At 44.9% G+C, this 14012-nt stretch carries 17 protein-coding genes and 1 tRNA gene; 13 read left to right on the forward strand and 5 right to left on the reverse strand.

Features of this window, described 5'->3' with window-relative positions; translation table 11 throughout:
* Positions 1-58: 58 nt before the first annotated feature.
* The 5 genes from HN980_05670 to HN980_05690 all read left to right on the forward strand — a co-directional run bounded on the left by HN980_05670 (position 59) and on the right by HN980_05690 (position 2403).
* Complete coding sequence (locus HN980_05670) at positions 59-337, forward strand: hypothetical protein (protein ID MBT6928961.1); 279 nt, start codon at positions 59-61, stop codon at positions 335-337.
* A 31-nt stretch (positions 338-368) separates the two neighbouring features.
* Positions 369-656 (forward strand): hypothetical protein, encoded by a 288-nt coding sequence (locus tag HN980_05675; GenBank protein MBT6928962.1) that lies wholly within the window; start codon positions 369-371, stop codon positions 654-656.
* Complete coding sequence (locus HN980_05680; GenBank protein ID MBT6928963.1) at positions 653-1576, forward strand: RluA family pseudouridine synthase; 924 nt, start codon at positions 653-655, stop codon at positions 1574-1576. Before HN980_05675 ends, HN980_05680 begins: the two co-directional genes overlap by 4 nt.
* Entirely contained in the window at positions 1576-2019 is a 444-nt protein-coding gene (locus HN980_05685) for a D-tyrosyl-tRNA(Tyr) deacylase (protein ID MBT6928964.1), read from the forward strand. Before HN980_05680 ends, HN980_05685 begins: the two co-directional genes overlap by 1 nt.
* A 102-nt stretch (positions 2020-2121) precedes the next feature.
* Positions 2122-2403: a KH domain-containing protein gene (locus tag HN980_05690; protein MBT6928965.1), complete on the forward strand. Its 282-nt coding sequence runs from the start codon at positions 2122-2124 to the stop codon at positions 2401-2403.
* 96 nt (positions 2404-2499) lie between these two features.
* Here HN980_05690 and HN980_05695 read toward each other — a convergent pair.
* Positions 2500-2573, reverse strand: a tRNA-Arg gene (locus tag HN980_05695).
* Positions 2574-2646: 73 nt separating this feature from the next.
* On the opposite strand from HN980_05695, the gene dapB reads away from it, so the two are divergent.
* Positions 2647-3357 carry a 4-hydroxy-tetrahydrodipicolinate reductase gene (gene dapB / locus HN980_05700; protein ID MBT6928966.1) on the forward strand — a complete coding sequence of 237 codons (711 nt, stop codon included), beginning with the start codon at positions 2647-2649 and terminating at the stop codon, positions 3355-3357.
* 103 nt (positions 3358-3460) lie between these two features.
* Here dapB and HN980_05705 read toward each other — a convergent pair whose 3' ends face one another.
* Positions 3461-4819, reverse strand: coding sequence for a YihY/virulence factor BrkB family protein (locus tag HN980_05705; GenBank protein MBT6928967.1), 1359 nt, complete (start codon positions 4817-4819; stop codon positions 3461-3463).
* 99 nt (positions 4820-4918) lie between these two features.
* Between HN980_05705 and kdsA the strand changes: the two genes are divergently transcribed.
* The 4 genes from kdsA to lptB are packed head-to-tail and all read left to right on the forward strand — an operon-like array spanning position 4919 to position 8657.
* Complete coding sequence (gene kdsA / locus HN980_05710) at positions 4919-5743, forward strand: 3-deoxy-8-phosphooctulonate synthase (GenBank protein MBT6928968.1); 825 nt, start codon at positions 4919-4921, stop codon at positions 5741-5743.
* A 5-nt stretch (positions 5744-5748) separates the two neighbouring features.
* Positions 5749-6465: a hypothetical protein gene (locus HN980_05715; protein ID MBT6928969.1), complete on the forward strand. Its 717-nt coding sequence runs from the start codon at positions 5749-5751 to the stop codon at positions 6463-6465.
* Positions 6465-7907, forward strand: coding sequence for a hypothetical protein (locus tag HN980_05720; GenBank protein MBT6928970.1), 1443 nt, complete (start codon positions 6465-6467; stop codon positions 7905-7907). The genes HN980_05715 and HN980_05720 overlap by 1 nt, the downstream gene beginning before the upstream one ends.
* A gap of 12 nt (positions 7908-7919) precedes the next feature.
* Entirely contained in the window at positions 7920-8657 is a 738-nt protein-coding gene (gene lptB / locus HN980_05725) for an LPS export ABC transporter ATP-binding protein (GenBank protein ID MBT6928971.1), read from the forward strand.
* 153 nt (positions 8658-8810) lie between these two features.
* Here lptB and HN980_05730 read toward each other — a convergent pair whose 3' ends face one another.
* The gene (locus HN980_05730; GenBank protein ID MBT6928972.1) at positions 8811-9767 is read right to left on the reverse strand and encodes a D-2-hydroxyacid dehydrogenase; all 957 of its coding nucleotides are present in this window, start codon (positions 9765-9767) and stop codon (positions 8811-8813) included.
* Positions 9768-9869: 102 nt separating this feature from the next.
* Between HN980_05730 and rplU the strand changes: the two genes are divergently transcribed.
* The 3 genes from rplU (at position 9870) to obgE (ending at position 11567) form a co-directional block, all read left to right on the forward strand.
* On the forward strand, positions 9870-10184 hold the full coding sequence (gene rplU / locus HN980_05735) for a 50S ribosomal protein L21 (GenBank protein MBT6928973.1): 315 nt from the start codon (positions 9870-9872) through the stop codon (positions 10182-10184).
* Positions 10185-10205: 21 nt separating this feature from the next.
* On the forward strand, positions 10206-10457 hold the full coding sequence (rpmA, locus tag HN980_05740) for a 50S ribosomal protein L27 (GenBank protein MBT6928974.1): 252 nt from the start codon (positions 10206-10208) through the stop codon (positions 10455-10457).
* 84 nt (positions 10458-10541) lie between these two features.
* The gene (gene obgE, locus HN980_05745) at positions 10542-11567 is read left to right on the forward strand and encodes a GTPase ObgE (protein MBT6928975.1); all 1026 of its coding nucleotides are present in this window, start codon (positions 10542-10544) and stop codon (positions 11565-11567) included.
* 7 nt (positions 11568-11574) lie between these two features.
* On the opposite strand, the gene HN980_05750 is transcribed toward obgE, so the two are convergent.
* Together HN980_05750 and rho are read right to left on the reverse strand one after the other, a co-directional pair.
* Positions 11575-12405, reverse strand: coding sequence for a hypothetical protein (locus HN980_05750; GenBank protein ID MBT6928976.1), 831 nt, complete (start codon positions 12403-12405; stop codon positions 11575-11577).
* A 154-nt stretch (positions 12406-12559) separates the two neighbouring features.
* Positions 12560-14011: a transcription termination factor Rho gene (rho, locus tag HN980_05755; GenBank protein MBT6928977.1), complete on the reverse strand. Its 1452-nt coding sequence runs from the start codon at positions 14009-14011 to the stop codon at positions 12560-12562.
* Between the last annotated feature and the right edge of the window lies 1 nt (position 14012).

Consider the following 14012-nt stretch of genomic DNA (forward strand, 5'->3'; position numbering starts at 1 on the left):
CCTTTCGCTACGCCACTAAAGCAAGATTAACGCGTAACATCAGTCAAGGAGTTTTATTATGTCTATTGATCCTGGCAATGCCGTTCCCGATCCTAGCACTGTAGCACCGTTGGGTGGTGTTTCCGATCCTGTTGTCGACGAAAATGTTGCAGCGGCTCTTAATGCCGAGAAGGTTGCTTCTTACACCAATGCCTCTACAGTAAGTTCTCTTGAGGACCTTAAGAAGAAGGCAAAGAAGGTCTATGATCAGATGATGAAGGGCATTGCACAAACAATAATCACGCAGATGCGCAGAAGTCAAGAACGCATAAAAAAGATAAACCGCAGTGGCAGATAAATAAACCGCAGCAACAGATAATTAATATAGCATGTTCAACTTCGATATTTTTCTTGGATTCCCTGTCGACGCTTCTTGTGAAGAACGCCTTAGCGCTATCCCTTCATCGCGTCGTGCTATGTTTATCGACAGTGGCGACGACTATCTTTCTAGCGTAGAATATTGTGGCATACAATATCTTGGAAAGAGTCTTGGTGGCGTTGTTTCTCTCGACGCTCTCGATGACATTTCAAAGAATATCGTTTCTATATTTGCCTCTCTTTCTGGCGAAAACATTTTACCTCATTCACTACAACTTTTTGCGATACCAACATCATGACAATAGATACTATTTTTATAACGGACACCGAAGCCAACACGCGTCTTGACATTATCCTTACGCGTCGATACCCCGACCAGTCGCGCAGTTATTTCCACTATCTTATTAAGGAAGGGCTTGTTCTTCTCAATGGCAAAGCTGTGAAGAAACAGCTTCGTCCGAAGTGTGGCGATGAAGTGAAGGTAGAGTTTGCGTTGACGCCGGAGATATCTGTCGTCGCCGAAGACATCCCTCTCGACATCATATATGAAGACGAGCATTTTCTTGCTGTAAACAAGGCAGTGGGCATGGTCGTCCATCCCGCTCATGGTAATTGGTCTGGCACGTTTGTTAATGCCCTTTTATACCACTGTAAGGAGCTTCCTGATGTCGGCGACAGCCTACGTCCTGGCATAGTCCATCGCCTCGACAAAGACACTTCTGGTGTTCTTATTGCTGCGAAGACCCTTGAGTGTCACCGTGCTCTTGTTGAGATGTTCAGCAGCAGGAATGTCTCCAAAAAATACCTTTCTATATGTGTTGGAAACCCCGGTTCTGGCGAAATAATTACTAACATCGCCAGAGATCATCTTGACAGGAAAAAGATGTCCGTCGTCGAGGACCGCGGCAAGGAAGCGATAACGCGATATACTTCTTTAGCTCACAACGAGGCTCTTAGCATCGTAGAGGTTGCTCTTATGACGGGACGCACACACCAGATACGCGTACATATGCAGCACCTCAAAGCCCCAGTTCTTGGCGATAGTATTTATGGCAGTGTTTCTACCAACAAAAAATATGGCGTGAAGCGTCAGCTCCTCCATGCTTGGAAGCTAAGCTTCGATCATCCAATAACCCACGAGCATCTTGACATTGTTGCGCCGATACCTTCCGATATGGCCTCGGTGTTAAAGAAGATCGCCCCCTCTTGGAGTGAATAATGAAAGTCTTGATACAGCGCGTCAAAGAAGCTTCTGTAACTGTTGATGGTAAGGTATGTGGTAGTATTGGCGGTGGTCTTCTTATTTTCTTTGCTGCGCATATCGACGACACCAATAAAACGATACCATGGCTTTCGGAGAAAGTCGTGGGGCTTCGTATTTTCCCTGACGACGCTGGTAAAATGAACATAAGCGTCAGTGATATTGACGGAGAAATTCTTGTGGTAAGTCAATTCACTTTATATGGCACATGCTCCAAAGGTAAAAGGCCAGAATTCACAAAATCTGCGCCGCCGGAAAAGGCAGAAGCTCTTTATGATGAATTTGTCGAAGTTCTTACAAAGAAGCTTGGAAAGCCTGTTTCTACGGGGAAATTCCGCGAACATATGGACGTTTCTCTTATCAATGATGGTCCTATTACTTTAGAAATAGAAAAAAAATAATTTGTTTAATATTAAAGTTTTTTGTATTGTTGTATGTGAAGGATATTACATACTTATCCATAGTTACTTACGAAATAAACACTGCTACAATAGAGGCTGCTCATGAAAGAATTCGTCGAATACATCGTCAAAAACCTAGTTGACAATCCTGAACAAGTCAAAATTAATGAGATCAGCGGCTCCCAAACGTTGATCCTTGAGCTTTCCGTTGAGAAGTCCGATATCGGCAAGATCATCGGCAAGCGCGGAAAGACTATCAATGCTATTAGGACGCTTCTGATGTCTGTGGCTAGTCGCAATGGCATACGTGTAAACCTTGAGATTCTCGAAGATGGCGACAGGGCCACCAAAAAGCCTGTCGAAGCAGAGACTGAAGAAGAATAATAATTAATATCGTAGAGGAATAGCATATATCGTATAGCGTATAGAAAAATCTATCCGCTATCTGCTATCTGCTATAACTATCCGCTAAGAAAAGGATGGACTGGACAGGACTCGAACCTGTGACCCTCTGCTTAGAAGGCAGATGCTCTATCCAACTGAGCTACCAATCCGTGGATGTTTATTATTGTAATATGTTAACGTTAAATGATCAAGTTTTTTCGTGATGATTATGGTGGTGATTATATGAGTATTACTTTTTGTATTATAGGCGCTGCGGGGCGTATGGGTAAAGAAATCGTTATGGCAGCTTCCGTCGACGATAGATTTTCTTTTGTTTCCGCTTGTGACGTTCATGCTGTTGGCGAAGACATCGGTGATATAGCCATCACCGACGACATCGTCGAGGCCTTATCTTGTGCTGATGTCGCCATAGATTTCGCCACTGCCGACGGCGTTGCTGGCCGCATCGCCTCTGCTGTTAATAGTGGGACTCCTTATGTTATAGGAACGACGGGTCTCTCTGGCGAAGACATCAACGTCCTTAAGGAAGCATCTTCGACGATACCTATAGTATACGCTACGAATTTCAGCATCGGAATTACTATGCTTCTTAACACCGCCCGCGATCTTGCTACTAAGCTTCCAAAATCTTTCGACATTGAAATCGTCGAAGCCCACCATACCAAGAAGAAAGACGCTCCTAGCGGCACGGCGCTAACTCTTGCTTCTGCCATCAACGCCGTTCGTGGTGGTAACATCCCGGTCCATGCCATCCGCGCTGGCGATATCGTCGGCGACCACACTATTATTTTGGCAGGCCCTGGCGAGCGCATAGAGATAAAACATCAAGCGCACAGCAGGGCGACCTTCGCCAATGGTGCTCTTACTGCGGCGGCATTCCTCGTCGGCAAAACTCCTGGATTATATACTATGGACAACGTCCTTGAGCATTGAGCATTTATCAATTTTAAGTATTTAATCTCAATGTCAATGCCGGGCGATAAAAGCCAGCTTCCTATTGTTCAATGTTCAATGTTCAATGTTCAATGTTCAATGATTACAGGTCTTTTAGCAGGTGATTTTCTTGTGTTTTTTCTGAAGTTTTCGAGAAAGTTTCTAGACTTTTCTTTATAGCTTTTATTTCTTGTGAGTTTGCTATCGGCACTGTGGAGCTGCCGGAGTTTTCTAGTGCTGTTATTACGTATGTCATAGTATAGCGTTCGACGTCATGGGCGGGCTGGTATGATGTCTTTCCGTTGTCAGCGATTATTTCTGCGATGATCTTTGCGTCGAGGAGTTCTTTTAGTATCTGTGTTACTAGGCGTATCGGCGTTCCTATGTCGTGGGCGATATCTTCGTCGCCCATCACTTTTCCGCCGTCGCAGAAATTTTTTATTATTGCTGTTACTATACGTAATGTTATTAGTTGTTTCATCGAATAGCTAACATTTTTACAGTCGGGTTCGAATTCGTAGCTATCGACATTCTGCAGGGCGTACGACATTTCTGCTCCGAAGAGGACGATAAGCCAGCTTATTTGCAGCCATATCAGGAAGAGCGGCAGTGCTGCGAAGCTTCCGTATATTGCGTTCGTCGTGGCGACGCCGACTTGGAAGTGTATATATGCCCATTGTGTTATCTGATACATCGTCCCTGCAAATATCCCTGCTACGATGCCATAGCGGAACCGTACTTTTGTGTTGGGCATAACGATATATATGAAGGCGAACAATATCCATACTAGTGCATACGGCATGATTTTCACTATGGCGAAGACAACAGGTCCTAGGGTTTCTAGTACGGTGAATTTTGCCGTCACCGTAGTAATAAGCGCTATAGCAAGGACGTTGATACTGCTTGCCACGACGAAAAATATTGGTCCTACGATGAGCATTGACAGATAGTCGCTAAATTTCCTTACCATGCGTCTTGGTCTTTTAACTCCCCAAATATCATTGAAAGCACATTCTATGTTCCCTAATAGTTTTATAAGGACCCATAGCAAGAAAACCACTCCTACTCCGGCGATTACGCCACCGCGAGTATTCTGTAGTATTCCTTTAGCGAAGGTTACGACTTCTACTATCACCTCGATATGTCCTGGGAATTTTTTTATCAGCTGTGCTTCGAGGGTTCCTTCGAAGCCGAAGCCTTTCGCTATTCCGAATGCCAGCGCTGCCACTGGTACTATCGAAAGCATAGAATAGAACGTCAGCGCTGCTGCTCTTAGGTAGCATTTATCGTGGTAGTATCCCCGCAGGGCGAGGACGACGATGCGCAATGTCCGTAAGCAGAAGGCTACGAACTGCGAAGCCTCTCGTAGTGGAATTCTCCAGATGTCTTTAAGTAAAAAATCTATGCTTTTGAATATCATGATGTATACCTCTAAAAAATACTGTACCTTATTGCATAGCATTATTATCTTTTCATGTGAACCAAAAACCCATTTTTGATTTATATTTCATATAAAATACCAAAGAGTTTATAGTGAGCGTTTTAGAATAGGAGCGACGACATGCAAGATATTAATATTAAAGATTTTATTATCGGAGAGGGGCATCCCCTTACTGTTATTTCGGGGCCTTGTGTCATCGAAAGCGAAGAACATTGTCTTCGTGCTGCCGAGGCGCTGAAGAAAATTTTCGGCGATCTTGGGATAAACTTCATCTTCAAGTCCAGCTATGACAAAGCGAACAGATCTTCGATATCGTCATTTCGTGGTCCTGGTCTTGACGAAGGTCTTCGTATTTTGGAGAGGGTAAAAAACGAGCTGGAGCTTCCGATCGTAACTGATATCCACTCCCCTGCCGAAGCTTCTGCTGTCGGCGAGGTATGTGATATGGTACAAGTTCCTGCGTTGTTATGTCGACAGACAGACCTCATCGTCGCTGCTGGCAATACGGGACGTGTAGTTTCTGTTAAGAAGGGGCAGTTTATGGCGCCGTTAGACATGAAGAACGTCGTCGACAAGATATTATCTACTGGCAACGACCAGATACTTTTCATCGAACGTGGCACGAGTTTCGGCTACAACACCCTTGTCAGTGACATGAGAGGCATCCCTACCATGCAGAGTATCGGATATCCTGTATGTTTCGATGCTACACACTCGGTGCAGCAACCAGGAGGACTTGGGACGTCTTCCGGTGGGCAGCGGGAATATATTCCCACTCTTGCCAAAGCTGCTGTAGCGTCGGGGTGCAACTGTCTTTTCATGGAGTCACATCCTATGCCTTCAGAGGCCAAGTGCGATTCCATGGCGGTCCTTGACTTCAAAGACATCCCCGAGCTTTTTACTACGCTGTTACAAATTTATAATGTTGTGAACCATCAACGATAAAAGATATGTCTAACAAGAAACTTGCCGCTATCATCGCTTTCATTATCATCCTCGTTGCTTTTTTCATCGTAAAGATCAGCGTCATTTCTGACGGCGACAGCGAGCGTTATCATTCTCTTATTATGAGCAGCGAGGCTTCTCCTGAGCAAAAAGTCTACCATGTCGGCAGCCAGCATCGCCATGACGTCACTAGAGACTACTGGTTTGAAGACGTCAACAACACTTTGATGCACTGTCGTATATCATATGCCAACTCTGAGCTTTCTATAATATATAGCGACGAAGACTCTCCGAAACTTATCGAGAAGATGCATGACGTCACGATCTCCATGCAAGAGGAGCTTTACTATATTCTTCCTGACGGTCGTGAAGCTGTCAAGCAGAGCAACGGATTTCTTCTCGTCCGTGACGGCGATCCTGACGATTCCGAGTCATGGTTTTCCGACGACACTCCCGGTCTTATCACCATGCAGCGCATTCGTCATCTCGATAGTGCCGAAGCGGTATATTATTATAATACCGAGACCTTCGACGCTCAGAGTGCAACATTTTCAATTGTCATCGACAAAGGCCATGATATTTCTGCTTCTTCCAAAGATGCTACGCTCCTTATGGAAGGCATCGCAGATTCTGTGACATTCTCTTTGAAGAAAAACGCTATAAACTTCCATGCCAAGCATCTTAAGATGAAAATGCCCTCTCATAATGAAGGAGGTTCTTAATGAAAAAACATCATATCATCGTTGCCACAGCAGTAGTGACCTCTATGTTTTTTGGAATAGCTCATTGCGTCGCCGACGATGACGACATCATCACAATAGAATCGTCCTCTGTCGACTATGACGGTGAGAACCTCGTTCTTTCCGACGACGTCGTCATAGACCATCCTTTTGGCGTTGTCATGTCGCAACATGCCACGCTCTTTGGCGACAAAGGCTCCAACATCAAAGTTGTCAAGCTCAAAGACGACGTCATCATTTCTCTCGACGGCGGAGCGGAGCTACGCTGCCATAATGCTTCTATCAACCAACAAACTCTTTCTGCTGTATTTTCTGGGTCTTCACCGGAAAGGCGTGTCGTCTTCACGGGAAGCAATGACGACGGAACTCCTATCGTTATGAAGAGCATGACGATGAACGTTTCTTTCTCTAAAGACGAGATATCTTCTATTTATTTTGTAAATAATATTTTCTCCCAGGAAAATGTATTTTTCACATATGGCGACTCTTTAACTGCTATTGGTGACAGAGCGATATATCATTCTATGAAAAAATCTACCGACGCCGGAAGCCCTCGTGGTGTCATCTTTTTGACGCCCTTAAAAAAAGGTGGGTTATGCCGTATCTTTAATGATGACATTATCATTAACGCTATGAAGATACGCCTCGACACCAATGGCCAGGAAATCCTTTGTTCCCATGTTGCTGGTTCTGTCGTCGACGAAGATACTGCTGCTACGACGTTCAAAGCGAATACTGTTGCGTGGGATGTTGACGACGACATTCTTTCCCTTCATGGCGATGTTTTTATCGAGCAGAAATCTTTGGGCGTCCTCACTGCCGATGACGACATATATCTCCACAAAGGTTCAAGTGCTTCCTGGGACACCATCAACGGCGATGGGACGACGACGTGGACATATACCAACGAACTTGATGGCACCATCTCGACGATAACGTGTCACGGCACCATGCTCCTCGACAACGTCGGCAAGAAGCTTCTTTTCCAGAGTCCTGAAGACACCGTCTCCAATAAAACGCAGGTGTATTATCATAATTCTCTTGGCGAGATATATGCCGACACCATAGCAGTACATTATTCCGACGACGTTGGGTCGACGACGCCAACGATGATGAATGTCACCGGCAACGTAAAAATTATCAGCAGTTCTTCTTCTCGTGACGGTTCTTCTCTGCAACGCTTTGCTCTTGCTGACAGTGCAGAATATTCTATTGGCGCAGAAGGTCTCCTCCTCAAAGCTGACGCGGGACGTCGTGTCCTTTTCCTCGACAAGGACAACGACCTTCAGGTTAGTGCTGAGGCTGTGATGGTACACCTTGTCGAAGACAACGACGAAGAGACCATCTCTACTGTCGGCGACGTACGCTTTGCTCTAAACGAAGAAGAGTATTATGATTTAAAACAAAACTTTAACATAGAATAAGATAATAAGATGATGAAAGACACAAAAGCTCCGATCCTCAACGTCAGGATGCTAGTAAAAGCATACGGCGGAAAAAATGTCGTTGACGGCATATCGTTTCACGTCGACGAAGGCGAAGTCGTCGGCCTTCTTGGCCCCAATGGTGCTGGCAAGACCACTGCTTTTTATATGACGATGGGACTCATACGCCCCGATTCTGGTCGTGTCATCTTCCGTGGTCAAGACGTCACGAAATATCCTGTACATCGTCGTGCACACATGGGCATGGGTTATCTCGCCCAGGAGCCTTCGGTATTCCGTGCTCTTACTGTCGAAGAGAACATCTTATGTATCCTTGAGACGTTGCCGATAAGCAAGAAAGAGCAGAAGCGCCGCCTCGAAGAGCTTCTCAGCGAGCTACATCTCGAGCCTCTCGCCAAGAAACGTGCTATGAGTTTATCTGGCGGTGAGCGTCGCCGTCTTGAGATAACACGTTCTCTTGTTACGAACCCCTCTTTCCTTCTTCTTGACGAGCCTTTTGCCAACATCGATCCTATTGCCATCCACGATGTCAAACAGATGATAAAACTTCTAGCCAAGAAAAACATCAGCGTCTTCATCACCGACCACAATGCCCGCGAGATATTTTCTCTCGTCGACAGAAGTTATATCGTTCGTGAGGGCAAGATCATGTTATCTGGGAATGTCGACGAGCTCATCAACAACGAAGAAGCCCGCAAGCACTACCTTGGCAGTGAATTCAGGCTTTAGAGATTTCGGAATAGGATTTTTCACCACAGAGCCACAGAGGACACAGAGAGGATAAGAACATGGCTGGGGGAATCTCCCCCAGACCCCCTTTTTGCATTGATAACTGTTCACTGATCACTGAAAAAGCTCTGTGGCAAAAATGGGGTTTTAGCGTTAGATAACGATATTGCGCATTTCCGAGAATGTCCCTGATGAGAACTGTCGAAGGTTGTGTAGGAATGTCATGAAGCCACGATGTTCTGTTGATTCTGGCGATGTTGCTACATGTGGCGTTATTATAACGTTTGGCATCTCCCATAATGGCGATGTTGGTGGTATTGTCATATCTTCTATGGCGTCGATGATGATCCCGCGGAATTTCTTCGTCTTTGCTGCTTCTGTCAATGCTTCGACATCTAATGCGTTTCCTAGTCCCGATATCACTAATATTGCATCATCTTTTATGAGGCTTATCTCTTCGGTGCCTAGTTTATAGTCATATGATCCATCACGCGGAAGGCTTATTGCTACGACGTCGGCATTTGGCAGTATCGCGCTTATCCCTTCAATGGCGAAGGTTTTATTACAGTATGGGTGGAATGATCGTTGTTCTTGTGCTCCCCATACGTAGAATCCTAGTTCTTGTGCACGTCGTGCTACCTCGGTACCTTCTTCGCCGAGTCCTATCTGCAAAAATTTCTTTCCTTCTGCTGTCCACATTGTTTCCAGTATCGCTGAATTTTCGCTATCGTAATTTCCACGATACGATGTTTTCCATAGGAACATATTCTTGGCAAAGGCAAGGACAGCGCTGATGATATATTCCCCTACCGTTGTTATATCTTTACCTCGCGTCGTTGTTATTATAATATTTTCTTTGTCTTTGAGCAAAGGAACGCATATTTTGTTGAGGTATGGCACTGGAGCGTGGACCCATCGCAGCCGTGGGATATGTGGTATTTCTTCAGCGTCGAGGCTATCGGCATATATTATCTCTATATCATCCCACTGTTCTTTCCCTGGCATTACACTCCCGTCGAAGTCGGGAAAGATGGTATATCTGGGGAATTCTTTCGTTATCATCGCCATTTCTTCTGGAGACAGCGGCGCTTTTACTAATATAATACTCATAATGTCATCGTTTTTTGTTGATTGGTAATAGTATCTTTCGGTATACTTCGTGTCTTGTAAAAAAGCAATTGTAAATACGCATTAGATTTCGAGGTTATAATCATGTACGTTATTATTAAGACAGGCGGCAAACAATATCGCGTAAAGAAAGACGACGTCATCGACGTTGATCTTCTTGGCGTCGAGGAAGGTGACAAAGTTGAGTTCAGTGACATCTTATTCGTCAATGAAAACGGCACTGTAAAGATAGGAGTTCCCGTTGTCGAAGGATATTCTGTCGTCGGCGAAGTTCTCGGCAATATAAAAGGCCCTAAAGTTGTGGCTTTTAAATATAAGAGACGCCAGAACTACCGTCGTAAGGTTGGTCACCGTCAAAATTATTCACGTATTAAGATCACAGACATCGTGAGCGCATAAAAATCTATTTAGGGGGAAACCATGGCACATAAGAAAGGACAAGGTTCTACACGAAACGGTCGCGACTCACATTCTAAGCGTTTAGGCATCAAGGCCAATGATGGTGAATATGTTACAGCTGGATCGATTTTGGTACGTCAGCGCGGCACCAAGTGGCATCCTGCCAAGAACGTATCTCGTGGCAGCGATGATACTCTCTTTGCTAGCATTAACGGTATTGTAGCTTTTAAGAAGACCAACAAGACGTATGTTTCTGTTGAAGCTGCAGTTTAGTAAGGTCTCGTATTTAGAGAAAAATCATAAACGCAAGAAAGGAAACTTTTCTATTTCTTGCGTTTTTATTTATGGTTAAAAAAAATGTTTGTTGACAGTGTAAAAGTATTTTTTGTTGCAGGTCGTGGTGGTGATGGCATTGTTGCCTGGCATCGCGAGCGTTGTGTTGCCAAGGGAGGTCCTTGTGGTGGCAATGGTAATAGGGGTGGTGACATCACCATCGTTGCCGACGCCCAGATGCCTTCTCTTGACTGGTTCCGCAACAGGCGTCGTATTGTTGCTGAGAACGGCAAGCCTGGCGGCCCCAACAACCGTCAAGGTCGTCGTGGTCTTGACAGGGAGATCCGTGTTCCTTGTGGTACTATCATCAAAGACGTTAACACTGGTGAAGTTCTTGTTGATTTTGTCGAAGACGGACAATCTTGGGTAGCTTGTCATGGTGGTCGTGGAGGTCGTGGCAACAGAAGTTTTGCTACTCCTACCAATCGTGCTCCGCGGCAGTGCACTCTGGGTAAAGAAGGTGAATCTCGCGAGATTTCTTTCGAGCTTAAGATTATCGCCGACGTTGGTCTTGTAGGTTTCCCTAATGCTGGAAAGTCGACGTTTATCTGCAGTGTTACTAAGAGCAAAGCCAAGGCTGCTTCGTATCCTTTTACTACGTTAAAGCCCAACGTTGGTTTCATAGAATATGACGATAATTCTCGTGTTCTTGTCGCCGACGTCCCTGGAATCATCGATGGTGCTGCTGAAAACCGTGGTTTAGGCCATGAATTCCTCCGTCATATTGAGAGAACGAAGGTTCTCGTCTATATTCTCGATGCTTCTGGCATCGACGGCAGAGACCCTTGGGATGATTATGTTGTTTTACAGCAGGAGCTCAAGAAATACAACCCTGCTCTTCTCGAGAAGCCTTATGCTGTAGCCCTCAACAAGATCGACGTCGCCGAGGCTCTTCTTTTTGCTGAAGAGTTTCAGGAGAAATATCCTCATGATCCTTCTACGCTTTTTATGATGTCGGCAAGTGAAGGTGATGGTGTTAGCGCTTTAGCTGCATACATCAAGAAAGCCGTTGATATTGCAAAAAAAGAAGAAGTGCAACCCTTTTCATAATTGCGACCTAAAATACGTCTATTATTCTTTTTCCGTTTAGTGCGTTCCAATATGTTGTGAATACTGAGCCGTCGGGGTTCATAACGCGTATTATGTAGACGGGCAAGAAGACTTCCGATACGTTCCTTATGGCGAAGCTTTCTCCGAATGCTGCTTTGCAGACGTTTTCCACCTGAGACTTACTATATTGTCGTGGCATCTTATTGACGCCTTTGAATGGCTTAGTTACTAGCCATGTATTGATTTTTGTTATGGGGTCGACGTTTAGTCGTGGTTTGTTTAGGTGTATCCTATATCCGTCGCCACTTCTTATTATCAGTTGTTTTTTTCTTGCGGCGTCGAGCCAGCTATCGAGGATAGCGCCTTCGATATTTAGTGTATTTGCCAGTGTTTCACGAGTCACTGTGCCACGGTTTTTAGCTATGATGTTTAGTAGTTTAAAGTCATTACGCGAGGCTCCGGAATTTATAGCGTCTTCGAAACCGTGAGATCTTTCCCATGTTGTAGCGTCTATTACCATTTCTCCGTTATCGAGTCCCCATAGTAGCATCCCTTCTCCTGTCTTATCTCCTGAGGCGACATATTTCACTTCCATAAGGAGGTATGGGTAGAAGATAAGGTCTGGTTCTAGGAAGGTATAGCTTTCGTCTTTAAGAAGTTCTTGTTCGTTTGCTGCCATTATCTGTTCTGAAGAGAACTGTTCTTCTAGGGTGAGGAACTTCCCTGTCTCGAGTTTATCTTGTACGAAATTTCTCACTGTGGGGTTATTATTCCACAGCCAGAATCCTCCATATACTAACCCTGCGAAGATGATTATATTGACGATAAGACGTATCATAGCAAAGAACCCCTTGGAATATATATATTATATCTCCCAAGAGGTTCTCAAAAAACGAAAAGTTTGTCAATCTTATTTACGTAGCTACGCTACTCAGTTCGGAGTTCGTAGTTCGGAGTTCGGAGACGAAAACCTATCCGCTATACGCTAATATTTATTTCATTGACAGCAGGAACTCTATGTTGTTATTAGACTTCTTTAGTCTATCGAGTAGCAGTTTCATAGCGTCTAGTGGTGTAAGGTCTGATACGGCGCTACGCAGCTGATATATTTTGGAGAGTTCTTCTGGGTGGTATAGCAGTTCTTCTTTCCTTGTCCCACTTTTTATGATATCGATAGCGGGGTATACTCTTCTGTCTGAGAGTCTTCTATCGAGGACGAGTTCCATGTTGCCAGTACCTTTGAACTCTTCGAAGATGACTTCATCCATCCGCGACCCTGTATCTATCAGTGCCGTTGCTATTATCGTCAGCGACCCGCCGTTTTCGACGTTACGCGCTGCTCCGAAGAAGCGTTTTGGCTTATGTAGGGCGTTGGAGTCGACACCACCGGAGAGTATTTTCCCTGAGTGTGGTTGTACGGTATTGAACGCTCGTGCTAGGCGTGTTATCGAGTCGAGGAGGATGACGACATCTTTGCCATGTTCCACCTGTCGTCGAGCTTTTTCTATCACCATTTCTGCTATCTGCACGTGTCGTTCTGGTGGTTCGTCGAAAGTCGATGCCACGACTTCGGCATCAACATTACGGCTCATATCGGTTACTTCTTCTGGCCGTTCGTCGATTAGTAGAACGATAAGCATAACATCGGGGTTATTTTTAGTGATGGAGTTTGCGATATTTTGTAGTATCACAGTCTTTCCTGTACGCGGTGGCGCTACGATGAGTGCGCGCTGTCCTTTTCCTATAGGGCATGCCAGGTCTATCACTCGTGCTGACATGTTTTTGTTGTCGGTCTCCATTACAAGGCGTTCTTCTGGGAATAGCGGTGTAAGGTTGGAGAAAAGCACGCGCTCGCGGGCTTGTTCTGGTGTAGTGTCGTTAACACCATCGACCTTGAGAAGGGCGAAGTATTTTTCTTTTTCTTTAGGAGAGCGTATTGTTCCTGATATTGTGTCACCTTTTTTAAGGTCGAAGCGCCGTATTTGTGCGGGAGAGACGTATATATCTTCTGCTGAAGGGAGATAGTTGTAGTCTGGTGAGCGAAGAAACCCGAAGCCATCAGGGAGGATTTCTAGTACTCCTTCACCGGAAAGAACTTCGTTTGGGTTTGCTGAGAGTGTTTTCACTATCTCGAAGACAACCTGCGACCTTGTCAGGGAGCCTAGGTGGTCGATCTCTATAGCTTTGGCGTAGGCGTTTAGTGCGTCGATATCCATCCGCTGCAGAATAGAGATTTTTGTTATTTTCTCCATACCTTCAGGTAGGTTTATAGGCTTTGGCTTTTTTGGGGCCTGCTTTTTTTCTTCTACACCTTTAGCGCCGTTGTCGGTATTTTTGTTTTTGTTGTTATTGTTGTTGTTGTTTTTGTTGTTATTCTTTCTTATTACAGGCACTACCGGCGGTGGTTTGTGTGGTAATGTTGTTTTCTTTTTTTCTTTACTCATA

The organism is Waddliaceae bacterium, from assembly GCA_018694295.1.
GTDB lineage: Bacteria > Chlamydiota > Chlamydiia > Chlamydiales > JABHNK01 > JABHNK01.

Excerpts from the sequence above, each read along its gene's own strand:
- HN980_05670 (MBT6928961.1), top strand. The coding sequence starts at position 59 with ATGTCTATTGATCCTGGCAATGCCGTTCCCGATCCTAGCACTGTAGCA.
- HN980_05675 (MBT6928962.1), top strand. The coding sequence starts at position 369 with ATGTTCAACTTCGATATTTTTCTTGGATTCCCTGTCGACGCTTCTTGT.
- HN980_05680 (MBT6928963.1), top strand. The coding sequence starts at position 653 with ATGACAATAGATACTATTTTTATAACGGACACCGAAGCCAACACGCGT.
- HN980_05685 (MBT6928964.1), top strand. The coding sequence starts at position 1,576 with ATGAAAGTCTTGATACAGCGCGTCAAAGAAGCTTCTGTAACTGTTGAT.
- HN980_05690 (MBT6928965.1), top strand. The coding sequence starts at position 2,122 with ATGAAAGAATTCGTCGAATACATCGTCAAAAACCTAGTTGACAATCCT.
- dapB (MBT6928966.1), top strand. The coding sequence starts at position 2,647 with ATGAGTATTACTTTTTGTATTATAGGCGCTGCGGGGCGTATGGGTAAA.
- HN980_05705 (MBT6928967.1), bottom strand. The coding sequence starts at position 4,819 with ATGCTATGCAATAAGGTACAGTATTTTTTAGAGGTATACATCATGATA.
- kdsA (MBT6928968.1), top strand. The coding sequence starts at position 4,919 with ATGCAAGATATTAATATTAAAGATTTTATTATCGGAGAGGGGCATCCC.
- HN980_05715 (MBT6928969.1), top strand. The coding sequence starts at position 5,749 with ATGTCTAACAAGAAACTTGCCGCTATCATCGCTTTCATTATCATCCTC.
- HN980_05720 (MBT6928970.1), top strand. The coding sequence starts at position 6,465 with ATGAAAAAACATCATATCATCGTTGCCACAGCAGTAGTGACCTCTATG.
- lptB (MBT6928971.1), top strand. The coding sequence starts at position 7,920 with ATGAAAGACACAAAAGCTCCGATCCTCAACGTCAGGATGCTAGTAAAA.
- HN980_05730 (MBT6928972.1), bottom strand. The coding sequence starts at position 9,767 with ATGAGTATTATATTAGTAAAAGCGCCGCTGTCTCCAGAAGAAATGGCG.
- rplU (MBT6928973.1), top strand. The coding sequence starts at position 9,870 with ATGTACGTTATTATTAAGACAGGCGGCAAACAATATCGCGTAAAGAAA.
- rpmA (MBT6928974.1), top strand. The coding sequence starts at position 10,206 with ATGGCACATAAGAAAGGACAAGGTTCTACACGAAACGGTCGCGACTCA.
- obgE (MBT6928975.1), top strand. The coding sequence starts at position 10,542 with ATGTTTGTTGACAGTGTAAAAGTATTTTTTGTTGCAGGTCGTGGTGGT.
- HN980_05750 (MBT6928976.1), bottom strand. The coding sequence starts at position 12,405 with ATGATACGTCTTATCGTCAATATAATCATCTTCGCAGGGTTAGTATAT.
- rho (MBT6928977.1), bottom strand. The coding sequence starts at position 14,011 with ATGAGTAAAGAAAAAAAGAAAACAACATTACCACACAAACCACCGCCG.